The organism is Chitinophaga niastensis, from assembly GCF_003014755.1.
GTDB lineage: Bacteria > Bacteroidota > Bacteroidia > Chitinophagales > Chitinophagaceae > Chitinophaga > Chitinophaga niastensis.
The window spans coordinates 1-15,452 of the sequence record NZ_PYAW01000013.1; the positions used below are offsets into that span (position 1 = coordinate 1).

The 15,452-nt window shown below is 39.8% G+C and carries 17 protein-coding genes; 8 read left to right on the forward strand and 9 right to left on the reverse strand.

The genetic code is table 11. The features are described 5' to 3' along the window. The first annotated feature begins 63 nt into the window (after nucleotides 1-63). The 6 genes from CLV51_RS28370 to CLV51_RS28410 all read left to right on the forward strand — a co-directional run bounded on the left by CLV51_RS28370 (nucleotide 64) and on the right by CLV51_RS28410 (nucleotide 6,027). Nucleotides 64-1,095: an RHS repeat-associated core domain-containing protein gene (locus CLV51_RS28370; protein WP_245898999.1), complete on the forward strand. Its 1,032-nt coding sequence runs from the start codon at nucleotides 64-66 to the stop codon at nucleotides 1,093-1,095. Nucleotides 1,096-1,108: 13 nt separating this feature from the next. Beyond that, on the forward strand, nucleotides 1,109-1,807 hold the full coding sequence (locus CLV51_RS28375; protein ID WP_106531502.1) for a hypothetical protein: 699 nt from the start codon (nucleotides 1,109-1,111) through the stop codon (nucleotides 1,805-1,807). 65 nt (nucleotides 1,808-1,872) lie between these two features. Further along, nucleotides 1,873-2,382: an SMI1/KNR4 family protein gene (locus CLV51_RS28380; protein WP_106531503.1), complete on the forward strand. Its 510-nt coding sequence runs from the start codon at nucleotides 1,873-1,875 to the stop codon at nucleotides 2,380-2,382. Between the two features lie 279 nt (nucleotides 2,383-2,661). After that, nucleotides 2,662-3,129: a hypothetical protein gene (locus CLV51_RS28390; protein WP_106531505.1), complete on the forward strand. Its 468-nt coding sequence runs from the start codon at nucleotides 2,662-2,664 to the stop codon at nucleotides 3,127-3,129. Nucleotides 3,130-3,197: 68 nt separating this feature from the next. Continuing rightward, nucleotides 3,198-3,548 carry a hypothetical protein gene (locus CLV51_RS28395; protein ID WP_106531506.1) on the forward strand — a complete coding sequence of 117 codons (351 nt, stop codon included), beginning with the start codon at nucleotides 3,198-3,200 and terminating at the stop codon, nucleotides 3,546-3,548. A 589-nt stretch (nucleotides 3,549-4,137) separates the two neighbouring features. Beyond that, a complete protein-coding gene (locus tag CLV51_RS28410) occupies nucleotides 4,138-6,027 on the forward strand; it encodes an SIR2 family NAD-dependent protein deacylase (RefSeq protein WP_106531509.1) in 1,890 nt (629 codons plus the stop codon). A 431-nt stretch (nucleotides 6,028-6,458) separates the two neighbouring features. Here CLV51_RS28410 and CLV51_RS28415 read toward each other — a convergent pair whose 3' ends face one another. The 4 genes from CLV51_RS28415 to CLV51_RS29285 form a co-directional block, all read right to left on the reverse strand. After that, nucleotides 6,459-6,854, reverse strand: a complete 396-nt coding sequence (locus tag CLV51_RS28415) for a hypothetical protein (RefSeq protein ID WP_106531510.1) — start codon at nucleotides 6,852-6,854, stop codon at nucleotides 6,459-6,461. 152 nt (nucleotides 6,855-7,006) lie between these two features. Further along, the gene (locus tag CLV51_RS28420; RefSeq protein WP_106531511.1) at nucleotides 7,007-8,065 is read right to left on the reverse strand and encodes a hypothetical protein; all 1,059 of its coding nucleotides are present in this window, start codon (nucleotides 8,063-8,065) and stop codon (nucleotides 7,007-7,009) included. Between the two features lie 417 nt (nucleotides 8,066-8,482). Further along, nucleotides 8,483-9,166: a P-loop NTPase family protein gene (locus CLV51_RS28425; protein WP_211302152.1), complete on the reverse strand. Its 684-nt coding sequence runs from the start codon at nucleotides 9,164-9,166 to the stop codon at nucleotides 8,483-8,485. Then, on the reverse strand, nucleotides 9,087-9,455 hold the full coding sequence (locus tag CLV51_RS29285) for a hypothetical protein (protein ID WP_158267185.1): 369 nt from the start codon (nucleotides 9,453-9,455) through the stop codon (nucleotides 9,087-9,089). The genes CLV51_RS28425 and CLV51_RS29285 overlap by 80 nt, the downstream gene beginning before the upstream one ends. A gap of 252 nt (nucleotides 9,456-9,707) precedes the next feature. Here CLV51_RS29285 and CLV51_RS29290 point away from each other — a divergent pair, with 252 nt between their 5' ends. Next, complete coding sequence (locus tag CLV51_RS29290) at nucleotides 9,708-9,899, forward strand: hypothetical protein (RefSeq protein WP_158267186.1); 192 nt, start codon at nucleotides 9,708-9,710, stop codon at nucleotides 9,897-9,899. A gap of 77 nt (nucleotides 9,900-9,976) precedes the next feature. Here CLV51_RS29290 and CLV51_RS28435 read toward each other — a convergent pair whose 3' ends face one another. The 5 genes from CLV51_RS28435 to CLV51_RS28455 all read right to left on the reverse strand — a co-directional run bounded on the left by CLV51_RS28435 (nucleotide 9,977) and on the right by CLV51_RS28455 (nucleotide 14,148). After that, nucleotides 9,977-10,255: a helix-turn-helix domain-containing protein gene (locus CLV51_RS28435; RefSeq protein ID WP_106531513.1), complete on the reverse strand. Its 279-nt coding sequence runs from the start codon at nucleotides 10,253-10,255 to the stop codon at nucleotides 9,977-9,979. Nucleotides 10,256-10,413: 158 nt separating this feature from the next. Then, on the reverse strand, nucleotides 10,414-11,673 hold the full coding sequence (locus CLV51_RS28440; RefSeq protein WP_106531514.1) for a hypothetical protein: 1,260 nt from the start codon (nucleotides 11,671-11,673) through the stop codon (nucleotides 10,414-10,416). 216 nt (nucleotides 11,674-11,889) lie between these two features. Continuing rightward, nucleotides 11,890-12,123, reverse strand: coding sequence for a tyrosine-type recombinase/integrase (locus tag CLV51_RS29845; RefSeq protein ID WP_211302155.1), 234 nt, complete (start codon nucleotides 12,121-12,123; stop codon nucleotides 11,890-11,892). 198 nt (nucleotides 12,124-12,321) lie between these two features. Next, the gene (locus CLV51_RS28450) at nucleotides 12,322-13,077 is read right to left on the reverse strand and encodes a helix-turn-helix domain-containing protein (protein ID WP_245899001.1); all 756 of its coding nucleotides are present in this window, start codon (nucleotides 13,075-13,077) and stop codon (nucleotides 12,322-12,324) included. Nucleotides 13,078-13,176: 99 nt separating this feature from the next. Next, nucleotides 13,177-14,148: an aldo/keto reductase gene (locus CLV51_RS28455; protein ID WP_106531516.1), complete on the reverse strand. Its 972-nt coding sequence runs from the start codon at nucleotides 14,146-14,148 to the stop codon at nucleotides 13,177-13,179. Between the two features lie 366 nt (nucleotides 14,149-14,514). Here CLV51_RS28455 and CLV51_RS28460 point away from each other — a divergent pair, with 366 nt between their 5' ends. Further along, nucleotides 14,515-15,084, forward strand: coding sequence for a sugar O-acetyltransferase (locus CLV51_RS28460; RefSeq protein WP_106531517.1), 570 nt, complete (start codon nucleotides 14,515-14,517; stop codon nucleotides 15,082-15,084). Nucleotides 15,085-15,452: the final 368 nt, after the last annotated feature.

Here is a 15,452-nt window from a genome sequence, read left to right on the forward strand (position 1 = left end):
GCAGGTCTTTGAAAAAAAATGTGTCGCTGACGGGAGGCGATCAGTGAAAATGCTGACGGGCCGTTGTGGGAAGAGACACATTACTATCCGTTTGGGTTGGTGATGGCGGGGATTTCATCAAACGCGTTGAAAGGGACGAATTATCCGGAGAATCGGATAAAACTATTCGGAAAAGAAATACAGAATAAAGAGTTCTCTGATGAGAGCGGTCTTGAATGGTATGCCTATGGCATGAGAGAATATGACCAAAAGATAGGAAGATTCTTTCGTGTTGATCCGATTACCGAAAAATTTTATGCTTTATCGCCTTATCAATATTGTGCTAATGATCCCGTTAAGAATGTTGATCTAGATGGTGCAGAAGAGCTGGATTTCAGGTTATATAATACACTGATTCAAAATACGCTGCAGAATCCCAATGGTACATCTGCAAAGCTATTAGGATCACTTATAGGCGTGGGAGGATCTGTTCGTGGGATGGCTGAAGGTGTATTCAATGCAATTTCACATCCTGTTCAAACAGTTGAAGGACTTGCGAGAATGACATCCCAATCCACGGCGCAGAATGCAGCAGACTACGGGGTAAATGTTGCATCACAATATATTAACGCTGGCAATAATACCTTTAGCACTTACGCAACTGGGGCACATATAGCTACTGATATTGCAATGGCATTATCCCCAATAAAGGAAGGAGCATTTACAAAAGAAGGAGCGCTTGCTAAGAATGTATTTGGCGACTTGACCTCCATCAATGATATAGGGAAAACGGGAGAAGCACTTACTAAAGGAGTTTTAGAAAAACAGTTTCCAGGAGCTGAAATATTACAACAAGTAGACGTAAAGATGGATGGTGCTAATATGACAGCTGACTTTGTAGTGGTTAAAGAAGGTAAAATAATTGGCATGTTTGAATCGAAAGTAAATAACAGCAAATTAAGCAACGGGCAGAAACTATTTTTTAATGATGGTGATGCAGGAATTTTATCAGGAAAAAATGCTGGAAGATTTAAAGGTGTACAGGTTGATCCTTCTAATATACAAACAGGCGTTTATCGGTGGGACTCTAAAACCATGGCTTTTACAGTACAATAAAGAATTACTAAAAATGACACAGAAAGAAGTATTACGGAAAATCATTGACCTACTTACAAATGAGTTGAGGGCGTTTGACTTTGGACCCTCTTATAAAGAGCAAGGGTTTATCAGACGGACCAGCGGTACCATTTTTGTGTACCAGTTCCTTATCTATAACAGGACAGTTCTTAAAACTGGTGCAAAGGTTTTTTTGATTGAGCCGTATATATGGGTTGGTATAAAGGAAATAGAGAAATATTATAAAGAAATCACACTGAATACTGAAATAAAAACAGATACGGATTTTATAACTATTGGAAATAGTATTGCAGGGATATTAGCCAACCCAAACGGTTTGTACGAGAACCGTAATAAAAGCCTTGACTTGCATGTATTCGATGAAAAGCATATTCTCCTCGTCGCTGAACAGCTATTAAAGCAATTTAAAGAAGTAGCATTACCTTATTGTTTGAAGTATGCGACTGTAGGAATGGTTGACAAGATTATCAACACAAAACCGGATGAATATAAAGTTCATACACAAAACGACAATTACCGTATACTTAAGGGTATCATTGCCGCAAAGCTTAATAATAATCCAGATTTGGACGAACTTATTAAAATATATGATAAGCAGATAATCGAGCGAGATATGTATAATGCTACAGACGAGATGTTACTTTTAAAAGGCATTCTCCCCAAAATAAAGACAAGCATTACAGATAAATAGGACGGATTTTAATAAAGCAAAGAAAGTTTATTGAAACGATGAATTTCCTACTAGGGTAATATAAAATGAAAGAAGATATATTTAACATTATAAATGAAATAAATAAATTTTCTCCAATGGCTGCTGTTTTGGGGGAGCCAATTATTGACAATAGAGTTTCTAAATTCGAAGAAGAATTTGGAGTTAAATTACCCGAAGATTTTAAGTTGTTCATATCAGAAATTAATGGATTTAGTCTTATGGGGACTGAAGTTTATGGGATTTATTTTGATGATAAAAACCCAAATACTTTGGGGGAAATTTATAAGTATGAGCATCGGGGTGTACAAGTTCCAATGCCTAATTACTTGGTCCCTTTTTCCCCAGATGGTGGAGGTAATTACTATTGTTTTGATACGAGAATTATAGAAAATGATTCTTGCCCAATAGTCTTTTTTGAAACACACTATATTTATCAACATGATACTTCTCCTGCAGTTACAAATAATAGTTTCGTCGATTGGGTAAATGAGGTAGTATTGGATTCGACATTGGAAGATTATAATTATGATGGCAGTCCTCGTGAAGAAGCTTAATTTCTTAACTCAATAAACAGAAAAGCCACAGGCGTTTCTTGTGGCTTTTACTGTTTGAAACAAAAGAGGCAGACCTGAGCTCAGTTGCAGTATCAATCAGGGCACTACCGCCATTACAGTGATATACCGAATGCAATAGAAAATGTGGAGGGCGCCACAGGCAATAGTTATGTTTTAGCACAAGGGAATAAAACAGTGTATATATATAATGCTGGAGGAACAGTAGCTACATTTTCATTCCAACAGTTTTTTAGTATTGGTATAAAGAAATAAAAGCTCATGAAAAAAAGATATTGGATAACGTCTCTTTTATTACTTGTCTCTTGTTTGGCATTTGGGCAGAGTGCAGACAACACGGAATCAAAAGATTCCACAAATATATATTATCAAGCATTGAGTTATTATTGTTCACGACTCTCATCAGAGCACCTACAGACGTTGTTATTAGAAGAAAATAATATAACTACTGAAAGTATTCCTCGACATATGGGGGCTTATAATATCGAGGTGCTTGATGTTTTTAAAGTTCAAAATAGATTGAAAAAGAAAAATTCGTTAATGCTCATTAGGATAGTTCCATTGCGTATTAAGAATGGAAAGTTTTTTATAAATATCATTCCGTTTAATGTAGTAAACACGGCTACGGGAGTAAATTATATTAATAGTGGAGGAAGTACTGTTGAATTTTTATATGATTGTTCAAATAAGAAGCTTAATGTTTTAGCAGTAAAAACCAGCGGTATATAATTACACAAAAGCCGCAGGCAAAAAAAACTGCGGCTTTTGTGTAAAAGTATTTAAGTAAATAATAAAAAATGGATAAGCAAGAATTTATTGAATTAGTAAGGCAGTTTGTTGTAGAAAGCACTATTAATGGAACAGGGTCTGTGTTGACAAGCCCTCCAGGTCGGTCACCCCATAAGGATTTAGTCGAAGTGTCTAAATGGTTTAATAATTTAGGTAATGTAGATAAAGAAAATGTGATTAAAGTGATAAGAAGAGCGGTTGAAGGGAGCGTTTTCTCTTTCTTATGTGTGCTAGATGGAGTGAGAGCGATAGAAAGTGGACCTGATAGGGGAATATTAAGACTACTTTACGTGAAGGATGGTAAAGAAGTTGTTTTAAACGATGAAAATGATGGCTACGATCTCCACGACTTATTATAGTTGCATAAAAAGCTCACACTTCGCCGATCTCATTGGTAGAAATAGATCCCAAAACTGGTAAACATAATAGGCAGCTATATGAGAACCATCCTGAAGGTGCAGATGGTCTTAAGAAACATAACTTAGATCTTTATACATACGCATTTTGTGATCCGATAACATTAGAATATTCGGATGGAAAAATTAAAGGCTCTTTAGAGCCAGAAAATCAGGACACTATAATACATTAACTCCAAATATATCACTATGAAATTTCCCCTACTTGTATTAATAATATCCATAGGAATTAAATGCAGTGCCCAGTTTAATGCTTATGATGAACACTTAGAGCAATCCACCGTAGCTCTTTATAAACAAGCGGGAGAAAAATATTTTTTTCATGGAACAGGGTTTTATTTCAGAGATACCGTAATTCAATCTGACTATTTGGTAACATGCGAACATGTATTAAGAAATGGATATATTGCAATTCGGTATTCACTTATTTTTAGTAAATTCCACTTGTAAAAGCTTGTGGCCTAGCGACAGTGATAAGTGCGTAATGGCCGGCAAGTGGCAGTAATAAATTTTACGTATAATAACCCATGTAATGCAGCTTGAAAAAATTTTTGATCTTGTAAGAAAAGAAGATGTTGTTTTATGGATTGGTTCTGGGTTCTCTCTTTATGCAGGTTACCCTAATGGAAAACAACTATCTTCCACAATCTATCAATCTTTGTCACCGGCAGAGAAGGCTGAAATTTCTGAAAACTTGTTCCTTGCAGATTTAACAGAACAATATGTAAGGCTTAAAGCAGGAAGCAGAAATTCACTAGTTGCGCTTCTTAGAAAAGAGCTTAATAAAGCTCCACAATCTACGAAATGGCATGAAGTGCTTGCCAAGATTCCTCATTTAAAGACTATTGTGACTACCAATTATGATCATTTATTTGAGCTTGCTTATAAACAGATAATATACCCAATCATTTTCGAGAAAGATGTTTCTTATCGGGATGACAGAGTTGAGTTGATAAAGTTACATGGCGATATAAATCATCCTGATACAATTGTAATCACGAAGACCGACTACGCAGAATTCTTTCGCAAAAACACGCAAGGGAATCTAATCTGGACATTGATCAAAGAACGGATATCTAATAAATCCATTGTTTTTATTGGATATGATATGGAAGACGATAATATCAGCAATATGTTCAAAGAAATTACCGAGGCGCTAGGAACTAATAGAAAGGAAATGTTTTTGATTGCTCCGGGGCTCAAACAACATAAAATTGACTACCTCGTTCGGATGGGCATCCAGTATTTAAACTTTAAAGGAGAACCCTTTGTTGAAAAGCTATATGATAACATTAAAGACCGAATAAGTACTGATTTTTCAAACGGCGACGTATCTGTAGAAACACTGGGTAAATTTTTTGCAAAGAATGATTTAGCCGTCGACCTCAAAACAGTTGGAGACCGGTTCAAGATCTCATCTGTTAAAAGTTTGCGAGACCTCTCCAATGGCAGGCTCAAATTGCAATTTAAGAATGATAAACAGTTTATAAAATCCTTCTACGAATTTATTCACGAGAAAAAACTTGGTCAGCTGTGTATTGAGGGCAATCAACTTGAAAGTTTCAAGTTACTGTTAAACGACGTGAATATAATAACCGATAATTTGGGTGATTATCAATTGCAAATTCGATCGATACCTAAAAGAGAAGGAACTGTCAGCTTACTATTTGAAGATGGATCAGAATTTGAAAATGTAGAATACAAATTGTACACGACCCAAAATTCATTGGAGATTATATCAAGCTTTAAAAATTGTACTTATACACTCCAAGCCTGCGTCAATGTCCTTGCTGATGAAGATGAAACAATTAATGCTACTTTTAAGTTTACCCAGTCCCCTGCGTTTAATAACGTGAATGATGCGATTGCGTCTTATAAGTTGTGCTTAAACTTAGCCAAAGGAAATGCAGTTACAGTTTTTCTTCCAAATGTTAGTAATGGAATACTATTAAAGCCAAGAAATTCCAATTTCCCAACAGACTCGCTGGAGTCAAATATTGCTTTTTTTGAATGCCTCAAAAAAATAGAAAAACTTTACAATGTAAGATTTATAAATATCGGAGAGTATAGCAGTGAGGAATTTGATAATGCATTTAAACTCGTTCAATTTGCAAATGAGGGTCACTATGTTCAAGATTGGGACGAGGAATTAGAATGGGAAATAATAAAGGACTCACCTCTCGATCTATTGTTAACCATACAAAAAGGCGCTCAATTTGAAGCAGAATCTACTAAACTGGAACAGATAAAACTCTTTGACAAAGAAATCACGTTGGGTTATCTCATCCTAGAGCCTTTGGATCTTTACATAGTTAACTTGACAGAAGTAATAAATAAGGAAACATCTATTGTAAAAATAAGATCCAAGTCAAAAAAGATTAAGCTCCGGTATACTCAAACCCCAAGAAGCGATAATCCTTAACACCTTTCGCTCTATTTTTAAATGCTTTATTGCTATCAAAATCCGACTGGATTCGAACCATAACTACGCTGTATGACTTTAACGAGAAAGTATTAAGCACGTATTTACGCCATAAAAACCAACGCTGTGGCCCTACCCCGCAAACGACCGTGCTGACCATGATGGCCTATGATGCTGCTGGCAGATTGACCAGCATAAAGAAAAGGCTAAACGATACAAGCTGCTGACTATAAGCAGGTATAATCATTTGAATCTTCCCGATAGTATTGCCATGTGGGGTAAAGGTTATGTAGAATATACCTATGATGCGTCAGGTAATAAGCTACGCAAAAAAGTAACAGATGTACGATGAACACACATTAAAAGTTGGTGATAGTTTGAGGCAATCGATAGATTTTGGTTTATCAAAATCAATTTAAGGTATCCGACTGTCATGAAAAAAGTGGGAACCAAAAAACTACCTGCTTCAAATTAGTATCAATAGTGAAGCTGATGTTGGTATAAAATTCCACTTCCTTGGATTCCTCCTCTTGAATTTCTTCTTCATAGCCATCCTCTTCGTCTTTATCAAACGTAAAGATAGCTGTATACTCTAATTTTACTAGCCCGTTTTTACCGTCGTACTCAGCTCTTGGGATACAAAAGTCTGCAACCACAGGATGCGTGCACTTATATTTATACTTATGGTAAGTTGCAAGCTTTTCGCATATTTTCTTGTAATAAAGGTCATCAAAAAGGATAAGCGCTAAAAACTCACCCACATCCAATTTATCATTACGGACCATTTCATAGGCGTCTTCAGGGTAGCTTGAGGCCAATCTCTTCATTGGAATATATTATATTGGATCGTGCATAATATTTTAAACCAACTAAATTTAGGCAATTATCCGTAAGTAACCGCGAGCATCCCCTAAAGTTCTCTTCTTTATTCTTGGAATTAATGAAATCCATACCATCGGAATTATAAATAGCATCACGACTATTTTTTACTTTCCTTGATATCTTTAGCTAACTTGATAAGGTCTTCTTCGCGTTCATACGCTTTAAGTTTACCAGTGAGGCAACCAAGCCGATAATCAATACCTCCAACAAGGCGCCAGTTGGTGAGATAAAGGCTTTGTTGAATACAGATTGTAGCAGCCTTGATGCTTTTTTTATCGTTGCGATCTGTTGGGTCCTGGATGTTGAAGGGAACGACGGCCCAAGTTTTCATCTCTGGTTGGGCGAAGAAGAATTTGATGAAACCGGTGCTTTCAATTGCTTTTTGCAGACGGTTTTCAAGGGCGGGAATAGTGAGTTTTTCGATCTTATCTACCTCATAGTGTTCTTTGAGCAGTTGTTCCTTTTGTTCCTCCTCAATCGAATCAAACAGATTTGCCAGTGCTTCAAGGTCTTCGTAGAAGGTCCTCCCATTGAAAAAAGACAGGCAGTATTTCTGCCGGTCATCTTCAGTGACTGGTAGTTCCGGCCTTTGTATAGCGTTTAGATTGAGTTCATCGTTTTTCACACTCCCACACATGGGGCAGGTAGTAGTCGTATATAGAACGTCATTTTCCTTATAGCTTTCCCGAGTTACTTCATAGCCGCATTGCCCACAGGTTGGCCAGGGAAAAAAGAACTCACGACCATTTGGGTAGATTACTTTTCGAGGCGCATGGCTGGCAGGACATTCGAATACAAACAGTAAAGGAATTGATTCCACGTCAAAGAAATGGAGACAGAACCGCATGGGAGCTCCGCAGGAATCGCAGGTTATGTTTGTGGGCAAGGGATGCGTTGCCACCAACCGATCCTGATGCTCATCAGCCGTCATCCATTCCCGGATCGTAGCTTCACGGTTCCTAGCTCTAGATATAGCTGTATTTTTAAATGACTTGAAATCCATGCAATGTTGAATCTCTATTTTACACCTATCGTGCGAATCTGTCACTTCCTGTAGTTCTGTTGACTCTTTTGCTTCAAGCATCTTCAGTTCCTGAATTGTAAAGCGGTCGTAACGATCTGTATAAAACTTGTCAGGCTTGCGATATTTTTCCATTTTGTGATTTTTGAGGCTGGGTAAAGTATTAGTCATCGTTTTTAAAGGCACTAAAGGTATTTTTAAATTTATGAAAAGAAATGCAGCACAACAACTCGGAAGTTACTTTGAGTAACTACACGAAAACCAGATCGGGTTGAACTAAATGGTCAAACTCTTCAATAGTGAACATGTATGGCTTGCCTTGGTGAATTATATATATTCATATGGATACAGTCTTTCCTATTGCATATTTTAGTAACTTATTGGATAATATCCTCTCTTTTAGATGAAGCGAGCAACTACCCGGACTATCTGTCGTAATCATGCGCCTTATATTCCTGTCCACAAACAGTAAGCAAACGGGTACTGTGGGCATCGCTGCCAGTCAGTGATACAAATGAAGGATACATAACAGATTTATTAAGTGAAGGTTTGTTAGCGTCTCTTATCCGTGGTTGATTGGTCAAACGCAATTAGGTTGAACATGGCTCTCATTCTGCTTCGTAGCCGGTTGCCGTACAAGTCTTCCAGTTCCTGGCTGTTAAGGTTCGTTGTAACATGTGTGAGCATTTTATTTGAAATCAGCAGATCGTAGCGTGAGAGCAGTATTTCGGCCATGACGTTACAATTGTTTCCCCAGAAATTCATATTGGTTTCCAACCCCAAATCATCGAAGCAATGCACTTTTGGAATACTGGAATAAGGGAAAAAAGCATTGTTGCCGTATCTGCCGATAATATCAAAACCAATCCTGCCAAATTCAAAACTGATATCTCTGCAGGAAACAATATGCGGCCTATAAGCTTCTGCGCATAGAGCGCGCATAAGATTAATCAGAGAGGTTTTGCCGCAGCCAATCTTACCAGTAAGCAAGATACCCTTGTGAAGGTCTATGCCTTCATCTGCGGCCACCGGTTCATCCCGGAGAAAGTAAGCCAGCAATTTGAGGACTACAGGCCAGTCTATTTCATCCACTTTGAAGTGAGGACTGTAAACAGTTTTCCCGCGTTCTTCCAGGAGTTGTATCAGCTGGTAGTAATCATAGGGGGTCTGAGTAGCTTTTGTCCTCGTTGGTGTGGAGCCTTCCTGCTCCGGGCTTTGGTTTGGTGTGTTTGTCATTGCTTTCAGGTTTTTGTGGATGAATATTCAATACCCATTTATGGGCAGCTGCCTGCCAGTCGATAATCAGCGTTTTGGCGCCCTGTCGCCATCCGTTCGCCTGGTAGTGGTGGAAAAACTTGTCTGCTTCCACTTTCGGGTAGACGTGGGCGTTAAAAAATTCCTGTACCTCGGATAAGGCGGGGAGAATTCGCGCGGCGCCGGGTGCATTTTCCGTGCCGGGTGCACCCGTATCGAACTGCTCTTTTTTAACTTCATTTTTTTCATTTTTTTTTGAGGGCGGGAGCATGTTTTCTCCCCCCAGTTTAAAATTGTTTATATGTTTATTATTAATGTGGCCCACTTTTGGGCCTGAGCATGGCCCAGATTTGGGCCTAGTACGTGGCCCATTTTCGGGCCTCATGTGTGGCCCAGTTTCGTACTGATTACATGGCCCACTTTTGGGCCACATGGCACCGCTGAAAAGTAGGAGCTGTTCTGCCGAAGGATCTGCAATAAAATCAGTCAATGTAATGATCGTCACCAGGCTGGATGCATAAGGGTGCTTCGCCGGCTGATAGATGATGTACTGGTAGATATGCAGCTGCTTCAGGCAACCAACGTAAGTGCTGCGAGAACCAATGCAGGACAGGCTCATGACTTCTTCGCGCAGGATGGGAAACGGGTTTTGAAAACGGTATTGATTCCATACCTGGAACAATGCCATATACAAGCTGATATGATGCGCGTGTAAACGATCATCTTTCCGCACCTGCGCGAAGAAGGCATTTAAGTGCCTTATGTAATTAGTTTGGGTTGATGGCGCAGGCATCAGGAAGGCTTAACGGTTTTCTTTGTACTTTCCATCAGCTTAATGATGTCGTTGTAATCGTAAAAGATTAAGCCACCGATTTTAGTGTAGGAAAGTGTACCGTTAATGCGCATGTTTTGAAGAGTGCCAGATGAAATACCCAGCATGTCGCGGACCTCATAGGATTTGAACCACTTACGGGGTTGTGCGGTCGGCGCATTCATTAAATCGCGCAATTCATGGAATAATTCCTTTTTGAAAACTGCCAGGTCTTCACGAGTGAGGATTTCTGCTGCCATAAGATTTGGTTTTGTTTGATATGGCAGCAAAAGAAAAAATATTATCAATACAAGAACAGTCACGGGGGTAACGGTACCCCCTGTAACTAATTGATAATTAAATTATTAATTTTATATAATTGTTTTACTAATATAACTAAGTCGCTCTGTTCGGGGGATCAGAATTGTTGGAGAAAGTAATTCAGGGCAAAATAAACTGCTACATTCATGCCTTTATGCGAATGGTTGACCAGTCCCATTAAAATCTCCCGAACTGCTTTGGATACTGCTGCGTTGTCTTTATAAAAATTGCTGCGTAAACTGCCTGAGGAAACGCTATCCTGCTTAACTGTTGTAAAAAAATAGGAAAAGAAGTCCAATAGTTCAGTTTTGTTCTTATTCAGATATAGGCCGCTATCCAATAATAACCTGATAATATTTCCGAGTTGTGATACAGAAAAAACGGTTTGTACTTTAAAGTCTTTCCAGCGGCTCAATTCATCGGGAATATTGCCACCACTCAAAAGCGATTCCTTCTCCTTCTGATAAACAATTTCGTCTGATAGCCATGACTGCAACTGACCCTGTAGTGTAGAATGTAATTTGCTAAAAATAAAGCCAGGTTTAATAGCTGCCTGACTTATTCTCTTTTGCATAAAAATCAGTCGATCCAACTTCTCCCTGATAGTAGGTAATTCTTCAATTTCCCGGTTGACAATCTCTGTCCAGTAACGAAAATAGTGTACGCTGTTAAAGTTCAGATATTGCAACAGGTCTTTAAGTTTTTCTGTAAGATCAAGACCGGCTCTATGGTTGCCCAGCAACGTGCGCAGTTTCTTCTGCAATTCTCTTAAATAGAAAAGCTGGTGGTAGCTTATAAAACAGCCTATATGTTCTGCCTCTAAAAATTCATGAAATGGTAGAAATACTATTGCTAATAATTCCTCATCAGTGCCAGCTTTTACAAAGTCTTCTTTTATGGTTTCCACTTCCTGTACAAATCCGTTTTGCGCTGAAAGCAAATAGGAAACGGGGATTTTACAGTCTACATCGAGATAACGTGTAAATTCACGCTCCAGGAAAGATAACAGTTCAGCCAGGTTTCTGTATATGATTTTGTAAAGGTTAATCCAGGTAATTTCGGGTGATAGCATATTAATGCTTATAATATCTGCTTCTGAGAGATAGCCTGCCGTTTGATCCATTAATAAAACCAACTGATGCTGGTGCATCTGGATATACCAGCCAACCTGCTTTTTATTGCCAAGATCATAGAGGTACTTTCCGAAGCCGTGTAACATGTTGTCCTTTTGACTGATAACGTCGGTTGTAGTGTAGGAGAAGAAATTTTTATCGGGTTGTTTTTGTTTAAGGGATGCTTGTTTGAGGTCAACACGAATAAGTTTTTCGAAAAAAGATAACTGGTAATGCTGCTGCATATATAGGTGGTTTTAGAATGAGCGCTTATATAGATTGTTTTGGTTGACTAATGGTTAGTCATAAAGATTCACATGAACGGGGCAAAATGATACTCCGGGTATCAACAAGGTCTGCAATAAATGATTTTGGATTAATTTATGATGTTAACGTTTTGTTAAGGCATTGATTATCAAGACAGATGCGCCTTTTAGCGCACCTGTCTTGATAATTTGATATTAAGCAGCGGTATTGTAAAGCAGGAAATCAGGCAAGGAAAGATTAAATGCGCCCTTTAACGTCTTCACGTCAACACTGACTTTACTGGCTACAATCTTTGCATAGATCTGCGTTGTCCGGATGGATTTATGACCCAACATTGCGCTTACGATTTCGAACGGTACGCCATTTGCCAATGTTACCGTAGTAGCGAATGTATGACGGGCAGTATGTGTAGTGAGGTTCTTATTAATTCAGCAGATGTCCGCAACCTCTTTGAGGTAACCGTTAAAACGTTGGTTGCTGTTAATTGGCAGGAGAACAAACGCTGGGCGTTGCCACCGAGATTATGGGCATCACACCGGAAGGATGGATCGCCATCGAACAAATGCAGAAGGCCCGGTGAGGATTTGTTTATCCCCTGTATCATTTGCCTTTAATCTGACGCCGCCCTAAACTAGCCATTCGGTGGGTGCCTTGCCGAATTTCTTCTTAAAAGAATGCGAGAAATGAGAGAGGCTTTCAAATCCTAAGTCAAGATAAATGGAAGATGGTTTTTTGTTCTTTTTTTCTATAAGATGCCGGGCTTCCTCCAGCCGCCTTTCCAATAACCACTGCCGGGGCGCCATCCCGAATATTTTTTGGAAATCACGTTTGAACCCGGTAAGGCTTCTTCCCGTGAGCCGTGCAAATTTTTCAACGGGAATGTTGTAATGAAAATTACTAAGCATGAATTTTCCCAAATCCATCTTATAAGGATCAGAAAAGTCGAACAAGAATTTCTGGAGCCCGGGCATGGTATCCAGGAGGAGATATACAGCCTCTTTTACTTTAAGCATACCCACCGCATTGGTTATTTTTTTTTCCGGATGACGAACATACGGAAGCACGGATTGAAAGAAAGCATGCAAAAAATCGCTCCCCGGGATAAGAATGTTAGAAGGACCTGTGTATTTTTGCCCTATCTCTATTTGCTCCTCAAGGGCGATCTTCCGGAGTAAGTCTTCTTTCAGACTAATGACAATGGTTTGATACTCCTCACCGTCCAAAGGAGTCTTGGTAATTTCTCCCAATTGATTTTTTTGTATCAGCAACATTTCGCCGCGACCCATTGAGATCCTTTGTTTGGCAGTTTCCAATGTAAATTGGCCTGAAACCTGCAATACCAGCGTATTATGCTCCATGAATGCAACCTTCTCCTTTCTCATGGCCGAGAAATAAGAGAAAAAGATGACCCCCGGAATTATTTCAGTGTGATTCGTCATTATGTAAAGTTATAAAACTGGTGGAGCTTATGTGCAATCCCACTACCGCTGCAGGTATGTACCTCCAAGTATCGCACCCGGCGAAAAATGCGTATTAAGTGTATTTAACTCATCAGGTGTGAACTCAATCCCCATGGCCTGCATGTTTTCTGGTAGTCGTGATCTCCGGCTCATGCTTACTAATGGCATGATATGATCTCCCTGCGCATTCACCCATGCGATTGCCAGTTGTGCTGGCGTATATCCTTTCTCCTTTGCCATTTGCTTTAATACTCCGATTTTTTCCAGATTCTTTATCAGATTCTCTCCTTGAAAACGCGAGAAGTGATGATGGTAGTCATTAACCGGAAGAGGCGCTTTCATCTCACCGGTGAGTAGCCCTTCGGCCGTATTGGCAAAAGCTACAACGCCTATACCCATCTCTTTAGCCGTAGGAAGCAGGTCACTTTCTATCTGGCGATCTGCCAATGAATAACCTATTTCCAATGCTGTTACGGGATGAACACTATTCGCCTTGCGCAGTTGATCTGCGGTTATTTCAGAAACGCCGAGATAACGCACCTTTCCTTCTTTGATCAGGTCGGCGACAGTTCCGATCACATCTTCCACCGGAACACTGTTATCGAGTCTGCACGGTTGATAAAGATCAATGGTATCTATACCCAGACGTACCAAAGAATAATTGATGAAGTTCTTGATGGCTATGGGGCGCAGGTCCAACCCAAGCCACTGACCACCATAAAAGATCGCACCAAACTTAACACTTATGAAGGCGGCGTCCCTTCTACCTTTGATGGCTTTGCCTACAAGCAGCTCATTGTGGCCGCTACCGTAAAAGTCGCCTGTATTCAGAAAGTTAATGCCGCTGTCCAATGCCATCTGAATGGTAGCAATACTTTCACTTTCATCATTCACCGCGCCTCCCCAAACAGACGACATCCGCATACAGCCTAATCCGAGTTTAGACACGAGTGGTCCATTTTTGCCCAACGCTATTTTTTTTATTGTTGTCATTGCTGCTGTTTTATTGATTAATGACACAAAGATCAGCTTTGTGCGCTATGACCGTTTTCTTCTATGGCTCAATTTACTTGTCTGAATGGCTCACTTTCCATTCAAATTCAGGTGCGATGACTATTTGACTTGTACAGAAAATATTTACCCCTTCCAAATAAGGGTAGTGTTTCAATTTGAAAAATATTATTTTTTTCAGGACTTCTGTTACTAACTTTACTTCCATGAAAAACAAGTAATGCCTCAGTTTCAATTTCGGGATTTGTGGATTTCGGCCCTTCTGCTTCGTGGCTACACTTAGCGAGTCCTGGTGCTATCCTTGTGCGCTGAAACGCACGCCCAACTGTAGGCTGATGAAAATAACGAATGATGAATGACGATCGTACCAAGATAATTTACAGAAGGACGCCGGAATCAGCGGCCATGTTGGCAAACGTCAAACGAGCAATGGCAATCACCGCCATGCTTAACCGTTTGACGTTCAACGATGCAGACGAAATTCGTGCTCTGTTTAGTGAACTCATTGGTAAAAAGGTAGACGAGAGCTTTTTACTAATCCCGCCATTCTATACTGCCGGCGGGAACGAAATCCGTGTCGGGCATAATGTCTTCGTAAATCAGAACTGCACTTTCTATGACCTTGGCGGGCTTGACATCGCAGACGATGTGATGATCGGGCCGAACGTGAGCATCATCACGACGGGCCATCCCCTTGATCCTTCACAGCGCCGCGCCGCCACAATCGGAAAGCCCATCGTGATTGAGAGAAACGTCTGGATCGCAGCCGGTGCAACGATCATCGGCGGGGTAACGGTAGGCGAAAACTCGGTTGTGGCTGCGGGTTCGGTAGTCACCAAAGACGTTCCACCGAATACCCTTGCCGGAGGAAATCCTGCGCGGGTCATTCGTTCGATTGGCGATGAAGGAAATATCTGAATAGTAGCGCAAGTGAACCAAGCATTCTTTTTGTTTATTTGGTTTGCCCGGTTTGAAATTTAAAGTGTAGAATACTTGCCCCAGGTATAGATGTAAAAATGCACAAAATAATGCGTCAGCGTGCTCTGAAATAGGCCCAAAACAAGGGAAGTAGCCTAATATGGCTTTTCTGTGAACCGGATTGAACAATTATCGAACTGGCTTTATGAGGATTTGAACACATTCCATATATTAAAAATATTGACAACCAATGACATGGTCGGTAAATTTGACCAATTTATCCATAAAAATTCTTATCTTAGAATAAGGTATTGAATCCTCATCCCTCCACCTTCTCCGCCGTCGTCTTTGACTTTATTCATTATTTA

Bases quoted from the DNA above. Each gene is read 5' to 3' on its own strand.
- CLV51_RS28375 (WP_106531502.1), top strand. From the start codon at position 1,109: ATGACACAGAAAGAAGTATTACGGAAAATCATTGACCTACTTACAAAT.
- CLV51_RS28380 (WP_106531503.1), top strand. From the start codon at position 1,873: ATGAAAGAAGATATATTTAACATTATAAATGAAATAAATAAATTTTCT.
- CLV51_RS28390 (WP_106531505.1), top strand. From the start codon at position 2,662: ATGAAAAAAAGATATTGGATAACGTCTCTTTTATTACTTGTCTCTTGT.
- CLV51_RS28395 (WP_106531506.1), top strand. From the start codon at position 3,198: ATGGATAAGCAAGAATTTATTGAATTAGTAAGGCAGTTTGTTGTAGAA.
- CLV51_RS28410 (WP_106531509.1), top strand. From the start codon at position 4,138: ATGCAGCTTGAAAAAATTTTTGATCTTGTAAGAAAAGAAGATGTTGTT.
- CLV51_RS28415 (WP_106531510.1), bottom strand. From the start codon at position 6,854: ATGAAGAGATTGGCCTCAAGCTACCCTGAAGACGCCTATGAAATGGTC.
- CLV51_RS28420 (WP_106531511.1), bottom strand. From the start codon at position 8,065: ATGGAAAAATATCGCAAGCCTGACAAGTTTTATACAGATCGTTACGAC.
- CLV51_RS28425 (WP_211302152.1), bottom strand. From the start codon at position 9,166: ATGACAAACACACCAAACCAAAGCCCGGAGCAGGAAGGCTCCACACCA.
- CLV51_RS29285 (WP_158267185.1), bottom strand. From the start codon at position 9,455: ATGCTCCCGCCCTCAAAAAAAAATGAAAAAAATGAAGTTAAAAAAGAG.
- CLV51_RS28435 (WP_106531513.1), bottom strand. From the start codon at position 10,255: ATGGCAGCAGAAATCCTCACTCGTGAAGACCTGGCAGTTTTCAAAAAG.
- CLV51_RS28440 (WP_106531514.1), bottom strand. From the start codon at position 11,673: ATGCAGCAGCATTACCAGTTATCTTTTTTCGAAAAACTTATTCGTGTT.
- CLV51_RS28450 (WP_245899001.1), bottom strand. From the start codon at position 13,077: ATGAGAAAGGAGAAGGTTGCATTCATGGAGCATAATACGCTGGTATTG.
- CLV51_RS28455 (WP_106531516.1), bottom strand. From the start codon at position 14,148: ATGACAACAATAAAAAAAATAGCGTTGGGCAAAAATGGACCACTCGTG.
- CLV51_RS28460 (WP_106531517.1), top strand. From the start codon at position 14,515: ATGATGAATGACGATCGTACCAAGATAATTTACAGAAGGACGCCGGAA.